The sequence below is a fragment of the Anaerobacillus sp. genome (assembly GCF_046314235.1).
In the GTDB taxonomy this organism is placed as follows: Bacteria; Bacillota; Bacilli; order Bacillales; family Anaerobacillaceae; genus Anaerobacillus.
On sequence record NZ_JBKBWN010000015.1, the window covers coordinates 41,634 to 59,501 of the forward strand.

Annotated in this window: 15 protein-coding genes; all 15 read left to right on the plus strand. The window is 37.1% G+C overall.

Features of this window, described 5'->3' with window-relative positions; translation table 11 throughout:
• Positions 1-23: 23 nt before the first annotated feature.
• The 15 genes from ACK4M9_RS17860 to ACK4M9_RS17930 all read left to right on the plus strand — a co-directional run bounded on the left by ACK4M9_RS17860 (position 24) and on the right by ACK4M9_RS17930 (position 17,868).
• Positions 24-1,010 (plus strand): ABC transporter substrate-binding protein, encoded by a 987-nt coding sequence (locus tag ACK4M9_RS17860; protein WP_409853551.1) that lies wholly within the window; start codon positions 24-26, stop codon positions 1,008-1,010.
• Positions 1,010-2,014 (plus strand): FecCD family ABC transporter permease, encoded by a 1,005-nt coding sequence (locus tag ACK4M9_RS17865; RefSeq protein ID WP_409853553.1) that lies wholly within the window; start codon positions 1,010-1,012, stop codon positions 2,012-2,014. Before ACK4M9_RS17860 ends, ACK4M9_RS17865 begins: the two co-directional genes overlap by 1 nt.
• The gene (locus ACK4M9_RS17870) at positions 2,011-2,817 is read left to right on the plus strand and encodes an ABC transporter ATP-binding protein (protein WP_409853555.1); all 807 of its coding nucleotides are present in this window, start codon (positions 2,011-2,013) and stop codon (positions 2,815-2,817) included. The genes ACK4M9_RS17865 and ACK4M9_RS17870 overlap by 4 nt, the downstream gene beginning before the upstream one ends.
• A 56-nt stretch (positions 2,818-2,873) precedes the next feature.
• Entirely contained in the window at positions 2,874-3,539 is a 666-nt protein-coding gene (locus ACK4M9_RS17875) for a Dph6-related ATP pyrophosphatase (protein WP_409853558.1), read from the plus strand.
• 215 nt (positions 3,540-3,754) lie between these two features.
• On the plus strand, positions 3,755-4,768 hold the full coding sequence (locus ACK4M9_RS17880; RefSeq protein WP_409853561.1) for a LacI family DNA-binding transcriptional regulator: 1,014 nt from the start codon (positions 3,755-3,757) through the stop codon (positions 4,766-4,768).
• A gap of 215 nt (positions 4,769-4,983) precedes the next feature.
• On the plus strand, positions 4,984-7,323 hold the full coding sequence (locus tag ACK4M9_RS17885; RefSeq protein WP_409853563.1) for a glycoside hydrolase family 65 protein: 2,340 nt from the start codon (positions 4,984-4,986) through the stop codon (positions 7,321-7,323).
• Positions 7,324-7,408: 85 nt separating this feature from the next.
• Complete coding sequence (pgmB, locus tag ACK4M9_RS17890) at positions 7,409-8,083, plus strand: beta-phosphoglucomutase (RefSeq protein WP_409853566.1); 675 nt, start codon at positions 7,409-7,411, stop codon at positions 8,081-8,083.
• Positions 8,084-8,189: 106 nt separating this feature from the next.
• A complete protein-coding gene (locus ACK4M9_RS17895) occupies positions 8,190-9,476 on the plus strand; it encodes an ABC transporter substrate-binding protein (RefSeq protein ID WP_409853568.1) in 1,287 nt (428 codons plus the stop codon).
• A gap of 253 nt (positions 9,477-9,729) precedes the next feature.
• A complete protein-coding gene (locus ACK4M9_RS17900) occupies positions 9,730-10,644 on the plus strand; it encodes a carbohydrate ABC transporter permease (RefSeq protein ID WP_409853571.1) in 915 nt (304 codons plus the stop codon).
• 15 nt (positions 10,645-10,659) lie between these two features.
• Entirely contained in the window at positions 10,660-11,490 is an 831-nt protein-coding gene (locus ACK4M9_RS17905) for a carbohydrate ABC transporter permease (protein ID WP_409853573.1), read from the plus strand.
• Between the two features lie 343 nt (positions 11,491-11,833).
• Positions 11,834-13,060, plus strand: coding sequence for an ROK family transcriptional regulator (locus tag ACK4M9_RS17910; protein ID WP_409853576.1), 1,227 nt, complete (start codon positions 11,834-11,836; stop codon positions 13,058-13,060).
• 169 nt (positions 13,061-13,229) lie between these two features.
• The gene (locus ACK4M9_RS17915) at positions 13,230-14,153 is read left to right on the plus strand and encodes an ArsR/SmtB family transcription factor (protein WP_409853578.1); all 924 of its coding nucleotides are present in this window, start codon (positions 13,230-13,232) and stop codon (positions 14,151-14,153) included.
• A gap of 198 nt (positions 14,154-14,351) precedes the next feature.
• Positions 14,352-15,392: a family 43 glycosylhydrolase gene (locus ACK4M9_RS17920; protein WP_409853581.1), complete on the plus strand. Its 1,041-nt coding sequence runs from the start codon at positions 14,352-14,354 to the stop codon at positions 15,390-15,392.
• Positions 15,393-15,511: 119 nt separating this feature from the next.
• Positions 15,512-16,813 carry an ABC transporter substrate-binding protein gene (locus ACK4M9_RS17925; protein WP_409853583.1) on the plus strand — a complete coding sequence of 434 codons (1,302 nt, stop codon included), beginning with the start codon at positions 15,512-15,514 and terminating at the stop codon, positions 16,811-16,813.
• Between the two features lie 83 nt (positions 16,814-16,896).
• The gene (locus tag ACK4M9_RS17930) at positions 16,897-17,868 is read left to right on the plus strand and encodes a carbohydrate ABC transporter permease (RefSeq protein ID WP_409853586.1); all 972 of its coding nucleotides are present in this window, start codon (positions 16,897-16,899) and stop codon (positions 17,866-17,868) included.

Below are 17,868 nucleotides of genomic sequence, written 5' to 3' on the forward strand. Positions count from 1 at the left end.
ACAAATATTGAGGAGGAAGTATAATGAATAACATTTTTAGACAAGCTGCAATTCTTTTATTAACTTTACTGGTAGCGATTGGACTGGTAGGTTGTAACACTCAGGAGGAAGTAAAGAAAGAAGAGACACCAACGAAATCGGTGGTTGACGAAAAGGAAGACCAAAAAGAAGCAACCGAAGGAACTCAATATCCTGTAACATTTACTGATGCAACAGGAGTAGAGGTTACGTTTGAAGCAGAGCCAACTAAGCTAGTATCGCTTATCCCAAGTGAAACCGAGATTTTGTTTGCTTTAGGAGCTGGTGAAAAAGTATTAGCTGTCGATGATTTTTCTGATTATCCAGCCCAGGTGGCTGACCTACCAAAGTTAGGTAGTACATATTCAGGAGTGAATGTAGAGCAATTAATTGCTCTACAACCAGATGTAATTTTCCTTAATGCAGCTTTACAATCAGCAGCTGCTGGGGAGCTGAGAGACCAAGGTTTCAAAGTGTTTGCATCAAATCCACAATCAATTGAGGAAATTATTGAAACAATTAAGGAAATTGGCGTTGTTCTTAATCACCAAGAAGAAGCTGAAGCGATTACAAAAGAAATGACAGAAAAGGTAGAGTTTGTTAAAGAAAAAGTGAGCAATGTTGAACCTAAACGAGTGTATGCTGAGTTTGCTGCAGGATGGTCGTTTGGTTCTGGTGAATTTGCTAATGATTTAATTAGTATAGCAGGTGGACAAAATATTTTTGCTGATTTGACAGGCTGGTTTGAAGTTAGTCCTGAAGAAGTAATTAAGAGGAATCCAGAAGTAATTCTTTACACATCTGGAGAAACAGGCATTCAGGAAGAGAATAAAGAGCAGATTATTTCCAGAGATGGTTGGGGAGTAATTGAAGCGATTCAAAATGAAACGGTAGTCGGAATTGACGCAAATAAAGCTAGTCGTGTAGGTCCAAGAATTACTGATAGTTTGCTAGAAATTTTTAAGGCAATTCATCCGGAGTTGGCTGAATAGTGAAAAGGAGATTACTTCTCTATGGAGGAGGGGCAACTCTGCTCCTCTTCTTTTCATTTACAGTAAGCTTATCGATTGGCTCCTCAATGATTCCACTCACTGAGGTGTGGTCCGTATTATTAGGCAATGGTGATGATGTTAGTAACGCAATCATCCTAAATGTTCGACTACCAAGAATTGTTCTAGCGATCCTTGTAGGTTCAGCATTAGCAGTTGCTGGTGCTGGTTTCCAAGGTGTATTAAGAAATCCTTTGGCTGACCCTTACATCTTAGGTGTTTCTTCAGGTGCATCAGTAGGAGCTGCTTTTATTATTTTATTTGGCTTACAATCAGTCATCTTTGGAAAGTATTCTATACCAGTTGTTGCGTTTATAACTGGTGTACTGACGTTATTATTGGTTATTAAAATAGCAATGAAAAATGGACAAATAAAAAAAGAAACATTAATTCTATCAGGAGTCATTGTCCAAGCATTTTTAGGTTCGTTTATTTCGCTGATGGTTTCAATGTCAAACACAGTAATAAATGAAATTATCTTTTGGATGATGGGTAGTTTGACGATGCGTGGCTGGGAATATTCAAAGATAATGGCTCCTTATGTTTTTATAGGGATTGTTATTTTATTATCTCAAGGTAGAGCCTTAAATTTATTTACATTAGGTGAAAGACAGGCGCTTCATTTAGGGGTAAACATTGAAAGAACGAAGATTATTGTATTAGTCACATCTACTTTATTAACTGCAGCAGCCGTTTCTGTTTCAGGTGTCATCGGTTTTGTCGGGTTAGTGGTTCCACATCTAATTAGACTAGTTGTTGGACCCGACTATAGGCTTATTATTCCACTATCTGTTTTTATTGGCTCAGTCTATGTACTTTGGGCTGATACGATCGCAAGAATGATTTTAATGCCGAAAGAAATTCCTTTAGGTGTTGTGACAGCAATCTTAGGTGCACCTTTCTTTGCCTATTTATTAAAGAAAGGAAAAAGAGGAGTACATTTATGATAGTCGTAAAAAATCTCTCAAAAAACTATGAGTCAAGGAAAGTATTGAAGGATCTTAATTTTTCGGTGAAGTCCGGTGAGATACTTGGGATTATTGGTCCAAACGGTTGTGGGAAATCAACGTTAATGAGGCTACTCTCTGGAGCTGAACACCCTACTGAAGGTTCTATTGAGATAAATGGAAAATTAATTAGAAAATACAAGCCTAAAGAATTAGCTAGAAAGCTCGCTGTTCTTCAACAAGAGGCTTTACCACAAGTTGGATTTACAGTCCGTGAGATTATTGAAATGGGGAGATATCCATACCAAAACTGGATGGGTGAAGAAGTGACAGATAGACATCATCAATATAACATTGTTGATGAGACGATTAGAAAATTGAATTTAAAGCACTTAGAGGACGAGTCAATTGATAACCTTAGCGGCGGAGAACGACAAAGAGTTGCCTTAGGTAAAGTAATGGCCCAAGAACCAACGATCCTTATGCTTGATGAACCTACGACCTTCTTAGATATAGGGTTTCAATTACAAATGATGGAGATTGTGAAGGGCTGGCAAAGAGAGTGCTCATTAACAGTTGTCGTGATTTTACATGATCTTAATATAGCCTCGTTGTATTGTAATCGCATTATGATTATAAAGGATGGGGAAATTGAAAAGATAGGTTTACCTTCTTCAGTTATCGAAGAAAAGTTAATCGAAACTGTCTACGATACAAGACCCTTTGTCATTGCACATCCAAGCCAGAAGGAAGCGCCACAGATCATACTTAACCCAAACGCCAATTCTAAATACCAGAACTAGTCGGACATAGAGAATAGATTTGAAAGGGAATAAATTGAAAAAGGAGGTTGAAAAAAATGAAAGAACGAGCAGCCGTGTCATGGAGTGGTGGAAAAGATAGTACATTTGCACTCTATAAAATGTTAAAAGCTAACAATTATCAAATAGATTCGTTGCTTACAACAATTACAGAGGAGGTTAATCGGATTAGCATTCATGGAGTAAGAGAGAGCCTCCTGGAAAAACAAGCAGCTAGTCTGAACTTTCCCTTGAAAAAAATTTACATTCCTCAAAATAGTTCTAACGAGGTATATCAACAAAGAATGGAAGAGCAGTTAATCGAATTAAAAAAACAAGGCATTGAAACGGTTATATTTGGTGATATTTTGTTAGAGGATGTAAGAGCTTATCGAGAAGAGTTGATTGAAAGGCAAAAGATGAAAGCTATTTTTCCACTCTGGGGGCAATCAACAGATGGTCTGATTAAAGAGTTTTTGTCACTCGGATTTAAGACGATCACGACATGCATTGATACTGAAAGGCTCTCTAATAAGTTTCTTGGTAGAGAAATCGATGAGCTTTTTATTAAGGAATTGCCAGAAAATGTCGACCCATGTGGTGAAAATGGGGAATTTCATACATTTACTTTTTCGGGCCCGATATTCAAGCAGAAAATTGATTTTAGTTTAGGGGAAACGGTTGAAAAAGGAAGGTTTCACTTTCGAGATTTGTTAGATTGCTGAAATTATTGATTAGTATTAATATGACGTCTTCTTTGTGTAAATCGAAGACGGGCTCAAATTTTATTCAGGCGCTCCCACATACACCTTATTAGAGTTAAGGTGTATGTTTGTAACCATATCGACAAAAAATAATTGAGAAAAATTTCTTGTAAACGATAGCAGTTCGTGTTATTGTGTGTTTATACGAATAACCAAAACGTTTCGGAGGGCTGGTAATGGCAACGATAAAAGATATAGCGAAAGCAGCAGGAGTTTCCGTAACAACAGTTTCTCGTGCGTTAAATGGGTATTCAGATGTAAATGAAAAAACACGCGAAAGAATTAAACAAATCGCACAAGAGTTACAATACAGCCCGAACACACTTGCGAGAAGTCTTGTCATGAATAAAACAAAAACAATCGGGCTACTTGTTTCAGGGATGACAAGAGGCAGTATCAAGGATAACTTCACCTATGAAATTCTTTGTGGTATCAATGATACAACCTCTTCGTTAGACTATGATTTGATCTTTTTTAGTACCAATACGAGTAAACAAAAGGAAAAGTCTTATACACAACTATGTCGTGAACGAAAAGTCGATGGAGTGATTATACAAGGTATTAAAACGGATGATCCGTATTTGCGGGAAGTCATCGATAGTGATATCCCTTGTGTTTTAATTGATATTCCAATTGAAGGAGCGAGTGTTGGTTACATTACTACTGATAATGTCCTAGGTGCGAAGAATGCGGTTAAACACTTATTACAACTAGGTCATAAACATATTGGTATGATTAATGGTCATAATCAGGCATTTGTTAGTCAGCAACGGCTAGAGGGGTATCGGTTAGGATTAATTGAAGACAATATAGACTTTAATTGGAACTATGTAGTTAATGGTGCATTTGATGAAGACCAGGCGTATCTAGTTAGTAAGAAACTATTACAAACAAATCCACAGCTAACTGCGATATTTTCTGCTAGTGATGTGATGGCTCTGGGTGTACTACGGGCAGCGAAAGAATTAAATCGTTCTATACCGGATGACTTATCGCTCGTTGGTTATGATGATATTGTTTTGGCTTCCTATGTATCACCGCCACTAACTACAATTGCTCAAGATAAATATCTAATGGGACAAAAAGCTGCAGAATTACTAGTAGCTATGCTACAAGGTGGGATTGAGGAACGAAGGATTGTGATCGATACTGTTCTAGTCGAAAGATCTTCGACTACTAAGGTTAATTAATAATAAAAAGAGACTAATCAGAAATGAATTAGTTCTTTTAAAGCTCAAAATCCGAAACGTTTCGGAAGTAAAGGTGTTTTATGGTTTACTAGTTTTTTTTGTTCTTTTACCGAAACGTTTCGGCAAAAGAACAGTGGAGTATTGCTATAATCCAATACTCTAGTGACAGTTAACTGTATTTTAGCGTTTATAAGTTTTTTAAGGAGATGTTTTCGTTGTTAAATTATGAGTCAGGAACTAAAGAAACAAAAGGGTGGATTGTTTCAGAGACAGAATTTAGAACCGAATATCAAGGGAAAGCAGAGGCAATCATGTCTCTTGGAAATGGATACCTTGGGGTTCGTTCTTCTACAGAAGAATCGTATTTAGGGCAAGTAAGGAATTTATTTGTAGCAGGTACGTTTAATCAGTTTGATGAATTAGAGGTGACGGAACTTCCTAATGCTGCTGATGTTATTGAGCTAAACATTACCTTAGCGGGTGAAAAATTTTCCTTAGAAAAGGGAAATGTGAAAGAATATCGTCGTTACTTAAATGTAAGAAATGGCGAATTAGTTCGAGAAATTGTCTGGGAAAGTCCAAAGGGTAAGTCTTACAAGATGCTTTTCCGTCGCTTTGTATCGTTGAAAAATTTACACCTAATTAGTATGAAGGTTGAAATTACACCTTTGACAGAAGGGGCGGAAATAAAGATAGGCTCAGGAATTAACGGTCAGGTTACTAATTCTGGTGTACAGCATTTCCATGAGGGTGAAAAACGGATATTTGATAAGAAATACATTCAATTTTTGCAGCAAACGACAGAATCTAAAATTGATTTTGTTATCAACACCGTTCACTCGTGGAAAGCAAATGAAACAGAAGTGGCAATGGAACCAAGAATGGTTATGGACCGCCGCAAAGTATTTGTTGAGGGAAGCTTAAACGTTGAAAAAGAGCAAACTGTAGCCTTAGAAAAGTTTAGCAATATTTTTACTAGCAGAGATAAAGCATACGACAATAGCGATTATTCGTTAGAAAAACTGCGTGAAAATTCTCTTACGAACTTAAAAGAGGAAGCGGTGAAGGGATACGAAGCGTTATTTTCTGAGAGTGTAGCTGAATGGGAAAAGCGTTGGGCGCAAATGGAAATTCGTATTAACAGTGAGGATTCATTTGACCAGCTAGCGATCCGATTTGCTCATTACCACTTAATTACGATGACACCTGCTCATGATAACCGATTTGGGATTGCTGCTAAGGGACTATCGGGTGAAGGGTATAAGGGTCATTCATTCTGGGATACTGAAGTATTCATTTTACCATTCTTTATTTATACGTACCCTGAGATTGCTAGAGGTTTACTTGAATATCGTTTCAATACAATTGATGGAGCTCGTAAAAAGGCAAAGGATAATGGCTATGAAGGCGCGATGTACCCGTGGGAATCAGCTTTTACAGGAGAAGAGGTAACACCAGTTTGGGGTGCGGTAGACATTGTCACTGGTAAGTCAACGAAAATCTGGTCTGGTTTTATTGAGCAGCATATTACATCTGATATTGCTTATGCTGTATGGCAGTATTATCAAATCACCGGTGACCAGGATTTTATGGACAAATACGGCTATGAAATGCTATTCGAAACAGCGACGTTCTGGACTAGTCGATTGGAATGGAATGAGGAATTTAATCGCTACCACATTAACGAAGTCATTGGTCCGGATGAATATAAAGAGCATGTCAATAACAATGCTTTTACAAATCATATGGCACATCAAAACATAGAGTTAGCAATCTCTTATTATAACGATCTAAAAAATAATCATAAAGAGCTATTTGATCAGTTGAATAGCAAGCTTCAGTTAGACGAAGCGGTACAAAAGTGGCAGGGCAAAATAAATATGATCTATTTACCAGCGCCACGAGAAGAGGATTTGGTTGTACCTCAAGATGATACGTATCTTCAAAAAGAGATTATCGACTTGACGAAATATAAAAATCAAACACATGTTGGTTCGATTTTCGAAGATTATAACCTTGAACAAGTGAATAACATTCAAGTTTCTAAGCAAGCGGATATCATGATTTTATTTTATCTATTAGAAAACAAGTTCTCAAAAGAGGTAAAGCGAGCAAACTGGAATTACTATGAGCCAAAAACGTTGCATGATTCTTCATTAAGTTTATCGTCACATTGTGTTCTTGCTTGTGATATGGATGACAGAGAATTAGCTTATGCATTGTTCCAACAAGCAGCAAGAATTGACCTAGGTCCTAACATGAAAACTTCTGACCATGGGATGCACACAGCCTCAATTGGTGGCATTTGGCAATCAGTTGTTAGTGGGTTTGGTGGTGTAAGAATGTTAGGAGGTAAGCTTCGAATTGATTCGAAACTACCACCTAAATGGAATGGTTTAGCGTTTCCAATCTATTGGAAAGGTGACCGTTTAGAGGTAGAGGTTACAAACAGTGTGCTTACTATTAAAAATGCTACTAAGAATAATTCAGAAATTGAATTGTCTGTCCATGGAACTGAATACCAACTTTTAGATTGCATTAAAGTAGAATTTTAAAGGCTACGTAGCTAGACGCACTTCATGAAGGTGCCTGAAATGGCGTTAAAGAGGCACCTTCATCTATTAGGAAAGGATTGAAATCATGAAAGAAATTAAAGCAATTATTTTTGATTTAGATGGTGTCATTACAGATACAGCTGAACAGCATTTTCTTGCATGGAAGAAGCTTGCTGATGATCTTGGAGCTCCCTTTGATCGAGAATTTAACGAGAATCTTAAAGGTGTAGGACGAATGGAGTCATTAGAGCTAATCTTAGAAAATGGAGACTTGCAAAATAACTACACGATAGAAGAAAAAATGGAGTTAGCAACACAGAAAAATGAGCACTACAAACAGCTGATAGAAGAGATTACTCCAGCAGATATTTTACCTGGGATCAACGAGCTTCTTCATGAACTAAAAGAAAATCAAATAAAGGTTGGGCTGGCTTCTGCTAGTAAAAATGCCCTCACTGTTTTAGATAGATTAGCAGTTACCGAGTTCTTTGAGACAATAGTCGATGTCACTACTCTAGCAAATGGAAAGCCTGATCCTGAAATATTTCTTAAAGCAGTCGAGTTGCTAAATGAGAGCATAGAGAATTGTGTCGGAATCGAAGATGCAGAAGCAGGGGTACAATCGATTAAGTCTGCAGGTATGTTTGCTGTTGGCGTCGGAACTCCAGAATCAATGGCTAAAGCCGACATCATTGTTCAGGATACAAGTGTTTTAACCCTTGATTTCATTAAAAATGGATTTATAAACGCCGAAAAATAATATCTACTTTCAATTGGAAACGATTACAGATGGATTAATAGAGGAATCATAATTCTTCTTTAATTAATAAATAAAAATTATAACGAATGGGAAGGGGTTAATTAAAATGAGTATGAAAAAATGGTTTAAAGGAATTGGAGCAGCAACATTGCTTGTTGGGATGCTGACAGCTTGTGGAGGAAATGACACGAACGAGGCTACCGATACGACACCGACACCAACACCTACTGAAACTGATGTTGTCATTGAAGAACAAGTAGAAATTACACTGAGCGGTTGGGGTGGTAACCCTGAAGAGACTGCTTTATTAGCTGAAACTCTTGCTGAATTTGAAGCGAAGTATCCACATATCAAAGTAAAACATGATGTTATTTCTGATCAATATATGGATGTGATGCAAACGCGTTTAATTGGTGGAGAAGCAGCAGACGTTTTCTATCTTGATGCGTTTGAGGCACCTGCATTAATCGAAGCTGGTGTGTTAGAGCCACTAGATTTATATGTTACTGCAGATTTTGATATTGATGATTTCGAAAAACCAATGTTAGAGGCTTTCCAAGCTGAAGGGGTTACATATGGCTTCCCTAAAGATTACTCAACATTAGCACTTTTCTACAATAAAACAATGCTAGAAGCAGCAGGAATAGAAGTTCCAACAACTTGGGAAGAGTTCCGTGAAGCTGCAATCGCACTTACACAAGGAACAGATGTTTATGGTTTTGGAGCAGCACCTGAATTAGCACGTTCTTACTATATTGGTGAATCAAAAGGTGGAAAAATCGTAACAGATAACCAAGCGTCTTTTGGTGATGACAGAGTGATTGAAGCGTTACAACCAATCGTTGATATGCGCAATATTGACAAATCTGCTGCTCAACCAAGTGAAGTTGGTTCTGGTTGGGGTGGAGAGATGTTTGGTCAAGGTAAAGCGGCAATGGTTATTGAAGGAAACTGGGCAATTCCGTTTATTGAGAACAACTTCTCAGACATTGATTTCGGTACAGCAGAAGTTCCAACGATCGATGGTCAACAAGGAACGATGGCTTACACAGTTGCTTATGTGATGAACAAAGCCTCTGACAAGAAAGATGCTTCTTGGAAATTAATTGAATTCTTAACTGGTAAAGACGGTATGGAGATCTGGACTAGCAAAGGGTTTGCATTACCGACACGTGTATCAGTAGCAGAAGCTCTTGGTTGGGATAAGGATGAAAAACGTGCAGCGATCGTTGCAGGAGCTCCTTATGCAACAGTTTGGCAACAAGGAACAAACTTACCGATCATTACGCAAAACTTCAACAATCAATTTTTAAGTGCTTTTATCGGTCAACGCCCGTTAGATGAAGCTTTAAAAGAAGCTGAAGAAATTGCGAACAGAGAAATTAATAGATAAATAATTTATTTGTTTGAAAGTTAGAAGGTTGAGGCTTTCCCAAACTCTAATGATCAGTCATCTCGCTTATTATAAATAGATTGTATACAAATATACTGCTATCTATAGTATCGCTTCGAGGTGCTCTGACACTTAGGGGACAGCCTCACCCTTTCCTGTATTATTCTTTCTTGTGTGGAAAAGAAAGTAGAGACTTTATATTCTTCATCAGAAAGAGTAATACAGCTATAGTCCTAAGAGAGGGAGAGTAGTTATGCAAAATATAATGAAGAAACGGAAAAATGTTAGCAGAAAGTTAAGAGAGTCAGGTCAAGCTTACTTTTTTCTAGCGCCAATGTTATTTACGTTAGGATTATTCATGCTTGCTCCAATTGTCTATGCCTTATTTCTTTCCTTTCATAAGGTACAACTACTTGGGGGAACAAGTTACGACTTTATTGGAATTCAGAACTTCCTTAACGTTTTCGATGATCATCGAGCGCTTATCGCCTTACGAAATACATTTAAATATGTAATTATTGTTGTTCCGCTACAAACAGCACTTGCGCTTGTTTTAGCAGCAACCTTAAATGCAGGGCTGAAAGGGCAAGGATTTTTTAGGATTGTCTACTTTTTACCTACCCTTACATCATCTGCCGTACTAACGCTTATCTTCATGTGGATGTACAACCAAAATGGACTTGTAAACCATGTTTTAAGCATCTTCGGGCTACCGACGTATAACTGGATTGGTGACCCACAGGTAGCTTTAACTGCCATTATGATCATGAATATTTGGTCTACGGCGCCATTCTTTATGACAATTTATTTAGCAGCACTACAAGATATACCTGATTCCCTTTATGAGGCGGCAGGACTTGATGGAGCAAATGTCTTTCAAAAGTTCTGGCATGTAACTGTTCCGAGTTTGCGTCCAGTAACATCGTTTGTTGTCATTATCGGGATCATTGGTACATTCCAGTTATTTGACCAATCATATATTTTCTCCGGAGGATCTGGTGGACCGGATAACTCCACATTAACCGTAGTGCTCTTAATTTATCAATATGCCTTTAGAACGATGGGAACGATGGGTTATGCAGCAGCATTAGCATTTTCATTGGCGGTATTTATTCTTGCAGCGACCCTTATCCAACGTAAACTTTCTAAAGAAGAGTCGCTATATTAAAGGAGGGGAAATAGATTGGAAACGAGAGCTAAGAAATTCGGAAGAATTATTCTATATATTATTTTAACTAGTTATGCCATTGTAACACTGGTGCCTTTCTTGTGGGCGTTATCTTCATCCTTTAAATCGCTTGAGGAGATTGTTTCTGGTACGCTAAACTTTATACCTAGAGACTTTACATTAGACAATTACAGGGAGATCTTTATTCGCCAACCGCTGTTTGCGAGGTGGTTATTTAACTCAGTATTTATAGCTGTAGTTGGAACAGGCTTAAATGTGTTATTTAACTCGATGGCAGGTTATGCGTTAGCAAGATTAACTTTTCCAGGCAAAAAGTCAGTATTTATTCTTGTCCTAGTTGTATTGATGATCCCTGGCCAAGTTACATTAATACCGAACTATTTAATTTTAAGAGATTTAGGCTGGTTAAATTCGTATCAAGGGATGATCGTACCAGGAATGGTAAACGCAACCTTCATTTTCATGATGCGCCAATTCTTTATTAACTTTCCTAAGGAGTTAGAGGAATCAGCAGAACTTGATGGTCTTAGTCGTATTGGTACATTTTTTAAAATTGTTTTACCACTAGCAAAACCAGCGATAGCGGCACAAATCATTTTTGTGTTCATGGGCTTTTGGAACAACTTTATGCAACCACTCATCGTGTTGTCAGATCCACAAATGTTTACATTGCCATTAGGGTTAAATAGCTTCAAAGGACAATATATATCCTTCTGGAACTACATCATGGCAGCATCGATGGTCTTTACGTTGCCTGTATTATTAATTTATGCATTCTTTAACCGCTACTTCATAAAAGGAATAACTTTTACAGGAAGTAAATAAAAAGGTCAATATGATGTGTCTTGTGTAGTAAATACGAAGCTGAAAAAACAATATTAAAATTGAGAGTAACAGGGAGAAGAGGCTTATCCTGTTACTTTTTTTTGCATCCAATGTCGCTAGATTTCTTTGAACAGTCTCTAAAATTCGTTAGAGTTTTACAGCGAAGAGAATGGGACTCTGGCTACTTTTTTCAAGAGATGGCAGTATGGTTTTCGTTTCCATCTGAGTTTTGTTTGACTCTAAGCGTTAAACATAATAAATTAAATTAATAAAGATAGAAAATAAAAGTAAAGAGTAGAACTAATTATTTTTAATTAGGACTAGCCCAAAGGAGAAAGTGATAGTGACAAATTCGCCAAAAGCCGGAAGCTTTCAATTGATGAAATCGATTAACAGAACGCTGATCTTAAATACAATTCGTAAAGAAAATTTGATTTCTAGAGCTGAAATTGCCAAAAAAACAAAGTTAACGCCACCGACTGTAACGAATTTGGTTAATGAGTTACTTGAGGCTAATCTAGTAAAAGAAAGTGAGATGGGTATTTCTAAAGGTGGCAGAAAGCCAATCTTGTTATCAATTAATGCAACAGGTTTCTATGTGATCGGTGTCGACGTAGGCGTCCAAAAATTACGCGTCGTTATGACAGATTTAAGTGCAAATATCATTGAAGAGATTGTTGTTCCCTTATTGAATGGGATTACAAAAGAGGAGTTAATTCAAGTCATTAAGGAAAACATTCACTCTGTAATCAATATCTCAAAAATTAATAGAGTGAAAATCATTGGTGTAGGCGTAGGGATGCATGGAATTGTAGATTATAAAAAGGGGATTGCTATCTACGCACCTAACTTACACTTGAAAAATATTGCTTTAAAAGAGGAACTCGAAAAAGAATTTCAATTGCCAGTAAAAGTTGAAAATGATGCAAAGGCATTGGCTTTAGGAGAGAATTGGTTTGGATATGGCCTTGATGTCGATCATATGGTCTGTATCAATGTAGGTATTGGTGTTGGGGCTGGAATTATCTTTAAGGATAGGTTGTTTCATGGCCTAAATGGAATTGCTGGTGAAATTGGCCATACGCTTGTTGATATAAATGGACCAATATGTGCCTGTGGAAATTATGGCTGCTTACAAACTCTTTGTGCTGGAGAGGCAATTCGGAATTATGCAATCGACGAAATTGATTTAGGTAGAGAAACAGTTATTATGGATTTGGTGAAAAATGATATTAGTAAAATCGAAGCCAAAACGATACATGATGCTGCCAAATGTGGCGATGAATTAGCGGTAGAAATACTTGAAAAATCAGGGCGATTTTTAGGTATAGGCATTGCTAATTTAATTAATAGTTTAAACCCACAGTTGGTTGTATTAAGTGGAGGGATTTCAAAAGCTGAAAACTTTATACTAGAACCAGTGAAAAATGAGGTTCAAAAAAGAGTATTAACTGATGAGGCTAAGAAAACCCCAATTCTAATATCCAATTTGGGCGATCGTGGTACTGTTATTGGAGCAGTAACCTTAGTTTTATCTGAGTTGTTTATACCAGAAAATGTTAGCCATTAGATTGGCAAAATATTTTTTATTATCTATAGAAAAAAGAATTGACTATTAGTTATGAAGGAATTATGATTAAGGCAAGAAAAGTTGTTTCAAACCAAAAATAGTTGTTTCTAAGTGTTAATTCTTGAAAAAAGTAAATATTGTTGGTTTAATCGGAGGGGCGTTTTCTCAAATGAATCGTATTTGGTCAGTTGGAATAAATGAATTTAATGAAATTGCGAAAGCGTTATCGTCAGATTTAAGAGTCGAAATATTTAAGGAAATACAAAAAAAAAGTTTAACGGTTAACGAAATAGCGGCTATATTCAACCTACCCTCTTCAACAGCTACAGTTAATGTAAAAAAGTTAGAAGAAGCTAAGTTGATTAAAACCGAGTTAGTACCAGGAACAAGGGGATCACAAAAGGTTTGTTCAGCTTTATATGACAGGCTAGTCATCGACCTTGAACCTATGTGTGCGAATACTGATACAAATTATAAGTATATTGAAATGCCGATTGGTCATTTTGTTAATTGTGAAATCAAACCATCCTGTGGTCTTGTTACTGAAGCAGATATCATTGGCTATGTTGACGATCCACGCAGTTTTTTTGAACCGGAAAAAATGAAAGCGCAGTTGATTTGGTTTAAACATGGTTTCATTGAGTATCGCTTTCCAAATAAAGTTCCATACAATTGTCGTTTAACAGGAATTGAATTATCTATGGAGATTTGTTCAGAAGCTCCTAACTATGCCTTAGATTGGCCTTCAGATATTACGCTTTGGATTAATGGAATTGAAGTTGGAACGTGGATGAGTCCTGGAGACTTCGGGGGTGAGCGTGGCGTTTTGACACCTGGCTGGTGGGATAGTCATATGACACAATTTGGTTTGTTAAAAAAGTGGCGAGTGAATGGAACAGGTAGCTTTATTGATGGGAGTTATTTGTCTGACGTAACGGTTCCTGATTTAGCGATAGATAATGAGCCGTCTTTAACTGTTCGACTGGGCATTAAAGAAGATGCAAAAAATCAGGGTGGTTTAAACTTATTCGGCCAGAGATTTGGAAATTATGATCAAGATTTAATTATGAGGCTTGAATTTGAACAAAAATAAAAAATAGATTAACCTCTATTTTTTTGTTTAATACCTCAATAAAAGTTGTTTCAAAACAACTTTAAACTATTTTAAAATAAAAATATTAGTGTTTTAACGATATATGCATATATCTTGTTGATTAAAACAAATAAAAACACTTTGAAACATCTTTATAGTGTGCTGTGAAATTTATTAAAAGGGTGTGTTGAACGTAAAATGAAAATATTAAAAAAACTTTCAATTGCAGTAGGCGTTGCAGCAATGCTCAGTGGATGTAGTGCTGAATCCGGAAATACATATATTGAAACAACTTATGTAAACCCGGTATTTGAACCTGTCCTTGCGGATCCCTCGATTATTAAGGCTGAAGATGGCTATTTTTATGCGTATGGAACCGAAGATAATTGGGGTGACGGATTAGGGTCGCGGTATGTTCCGATTGTTCGATCTAGTAATCTAGTAGATTGGGAATATGTCGGTGAAGCTTTTGAAAAGAAACCAGACTGGAAGGCAGAAGGTGGAATATGGGCACCTGACATTGTTTATCACAATGATCAATATTATCTCTATTATTCGCAATCAACATGGGGAGATCTTAACCCGGCAATTGGGGTAGCAATCGCAGATAATCCAAAAGGTCCTTTTGAAGATAAAGGAAAAGTTTTTGATAGCCAGGAAATTGGAGTCCAAAACTCAATTGATCAAATGTTTTATGTGGATGAGGATGGAACGCCATATCTATTCTGGGGTAGTTTTCATGGAATTTATGGTATCCAACTATCAGAAGATGGATTTTCAACTGTCGGAGAAAAATTTGAAGTTGCTGGTCGAGCCTTTGAAGCACCTTACATTATTAAGCGAGATAATTACTATTATTTGTTTGGATCACTTGGATCATGCTGTGAAGGATTTTGGAGTACATACCGTGTTGCTGTAGGGAGATCAGAATCGATTAGAGGTCCTTACCTTGATAAAGAAGGCAAAGAGCTTCTTTATTCTGAAGGTACATTGATCTTAGCAGAAGGTGAAGGGTTTGCAGGACCGGGACATAATGCCATTATTACTGATGACGCAGGAACTGACTGGATCATTTACCACGCTGTTGATAAAGACCAAGGCTTCATGTCTAGTGGAATAACGAGACGATCGCTAATGATCGATCCATTAATTTGGGAAGATGGTTGGCCGACAGTACAAAATCTATCTCCGAGCTATGAAGAAAGACCAGGACCTAAGTTTCTGGATGAAAATAAATAGCTAAAAAGAGAGCGCTTTATAAATTTTGATAGCGCTTTCGATTAAGGAAATGGAAAGTTACCAAAGGGATTAAGAGTAGCAATGCTCATCCAAATAAAAAAATCATGGGGGTATACCTAATGAAAAAAATGAAATGGTTTTTGTTTTTACTTCTTAGTATCACAGTAATTTTAGCAGCTTGTTCAAACTCGAAAGAAAGCGGAAAGACTGATGATGTAGACAGTGGAGAAAAAGAAAAGAATGAGCCAGTCTCAGCGGAAGTAATCTCGCTAAACTTCTGGAACGGTTTTACTGGTCCAGATGGTGAAGATATGAAAAAGATCGTTGATCAATTTAACCAAGAGTTCGCTGGTGAAATTAATGTAAAAACGGAAACAATGCAATGGGGCGTTTTTTATGACAAAATTCGTACAGTTGTTACCCAAGGTCAAGCACCTGATGTAGCAATAATGCATTTGGACCAAATGCCAGGAATGGCTCGTAATGGAATTTTATATGAATTAGACGAATTAGCAAAAGATTTAGATATGACTGAAGAAGAGTTTATTCCAGCAGTTTGGAATGCAGGGGTTTATGAAGATAAGCGATATGCTATACCTTTAGATGTTCACCCAATTGCTTTGTATTACAATGTTGATTTATTAAATGAAGCAGGATATGATGCACCACCTACGACTTGGGATGAGTTTTTAGAAATGTCTCAAGCGATGACGAAAGATGATCAGTATGGTTTTGCAATGCCAGTTCTATGGCCGAGTCAACTAATTTATTTCTCAGCTTTATATCAGCATGGTGGAGAGTCGGTCAGCCCAGATGGCTTAGAACCGTTATACAATAGTGAAGCTGGTATTGAGGCGTTACAAAAGCTAACAGACTTAGTTCACAAGTATAAAGTATCACCAACAGATATTCAGCAAGATGGTGAGGTAACATTATTCCGTCAAGGAAAAGTTGGTTTTCATATGAATGGTATTTGGATGATCAATGGCTTTGTAGAGCAAGATGGATTAAACTTCGCAACAGCGCCAATTCCAACAATGGGCGACACAAAAGCTGCTTGGGCAGGATCTCATAACTTTGTATTACCAAAGCAAAAAAAGGATGATCCAGCAAAACAGCAGGCTGCAATGAAATTTATTAAATATGTGGCTGATAATAGTTTAGAATGGGCAAAAGCGGGTCAAATTCCAGCAAAGAACTCAGTAAACCAAAGTGCAGAGTTTTTAGCGTTAGAACACCAAGCAAATATTGCTAAACAATCACCATACTTAGTGTTTGCTCCAGCTTCTCCTACGTATGTTGAAGCATGGGTTCCAGCTGAAGAAGGTGTTCAGCTTGCAATTTTAGGTCAGAAAACACCTGAAGCAGCGTTAAATGATGCGGCAGACCGTGGAAGAAAAGAAGCGGCAGCAGCCCAATAAAGCTCAATAGGGAAATAGCAGATTAGTATAAGAGGGGGGATCGGCTTTTCCCCTCTTATATTCTAAAGGAGAGATTAGATACGATGGACTCCCAAATCAATGTTTCAAATGAAATGGCGGCTAAAACGGAGCTAAGAAAAAAGAAAAAATGGAAAAAAGGCACACTCACACCTTATTTATTTATTACACCCCATTTGTTGTTTTTCTTAATCTTTCTAGTTTTACCAACACTTCATGGGATTTATATTAGTTTTCATTCATGGAATTTTTTCAGTGACCCTGTATTTGTAGGGTTTCAAAATTATGCAGACATTCTATTCAATAAGGATAGTCTTTATTATGAGTATTATTGGATGGCATTCAGAGCAACATTGATTTTTGTCGTCTTTTCTGTCCCATTTTTAATTTTTGTTCCATTAATTATTGCAATTGCAATGAATAATAAACCATTTGGAAATACATTTTTTCGAGTTTTATTCTATGCACCGAGTCTTTTTTCGGTAGCAACTGTAGTATTAATTTGGGTGTGGATGCTTGATACAAACGCAGGTCTAGTAAACTATTATTTAGTTCAGCTAGGATTTGATCGTATTCCATGGTTAACTTCAATACCTTGGGCTTGGGTAGGGTTAGTGATTATGACGATTTGGTGGACAATGGGTTATAACATGATCTTATTTTTGGCAGGCTTACAAGATGTTCCAGAACAGCTTTATGAAGCAGCGAAAATTGATGGTGCAAATTTCTTGCAACGTTTTTGGCATATTACTATTCCGGGGATTAAAGGGCCACTTCTTTACGTTCTAGTTATGACTACTATCGCATCATTTAATGTATTTGGGCAACCGTTCCTTGCTACAGATGGAGCCCCAGGTCGAGAAACTAGAGTTTTAATGATGTATATTCGAGATGTTGCTTTTGCAGGTTCAAACCCAAGGGCAGGTATGGGAGCAGCAATGTCAATCGTAATGGGAGTATTTATGTTAATCGTCACGATTATTCAGTTTAAGTTAATGAATCCAAAGCAAAAAAAAGCAAAAATGAAAGTTTCATAG

Excerpts from the sequence above, each read along its gene's own strand:
- ACK4M9_RS17895 (WP_409853568.1), top strand. The coding sequence starts at position 8,190 with ATGAGTATGAAAAAATGGTTTAAAGGAATTGGAGCAGCAACATTGCTT.
- ACK4M9_RS17870 (WP_409853555.1), top strand. The coding sequence starts at position 2,011 with ATGATAGTCGTAAAAAATCTCTCAAAAAACTATGAGTCAAGGAAAGTA.
- ACK4M9_RS17915 (WP_409853578.1), top strand. The coding sequence starts at position 13,230 with ATGAATCGTATTTGGTCAGTTGGAATAAATGAATTTAATGAAATTGCG.
- ACK4M9_RS17875 (WP_409853558.1), top strand. The coding sequence starts at position 2,874 with ATGAAAGAACGAGCAGCCGTGTCATGGAGTGGTGGAAAAGATAGTACA.
- ACK4M9_RS17930 (WP_409853586.1), top strand. The coding sequence starts at position 16,897 with ATGGACTCCCAAATCAATGTTTCAAATGAAATGGCGGCTAAAACGGAG.
- ACK4M9_RS17860 (WP_409853551.1), top strand. The coding sequence starts at position 24 with ATGAATAACATTTTTAGACAAGCTGCAATTCTTTTATTAACTTTACTG.
- ACK4M9_RS17900 (WP_409853571.1), top strand. The coding sequence starts at position 9,730 with ATGCAAAATATAATGAAGAAACGGAAAAATGTTAGCAGAAAGTTAAGA.
- ACK4M9_RS17880 (WP_409853561.1), top strand. The coding sequence starts at position 3,755 with ATGGCAACGATAAAAGATATAGCGAAAGCAGCAGGAGTTTCCGTAACA.
- pgmB (WP_409853566.1), top strand. The coding sequence starts at position 7,409 with ATGAAAGAAATTAAAGCAATTATTTTTGATTTAGATGGTGTCATTACA.
- ACK4M9_RS17920 (WP_409853581.1), top strand. The coding sequence starts at position 14,352 with ATGAAAATATTAAAAAAACTTTCAATTGCAGTAGGCGTTGCAGCAATG.
- ACK4M9_RS17925 (WP_409853583.1), top strand. The coding sequence starts at position 15,512 with ATGAAAAAAATGAAATGGTTTTTGTTTTTACTTCTTAGTATCACAGTA.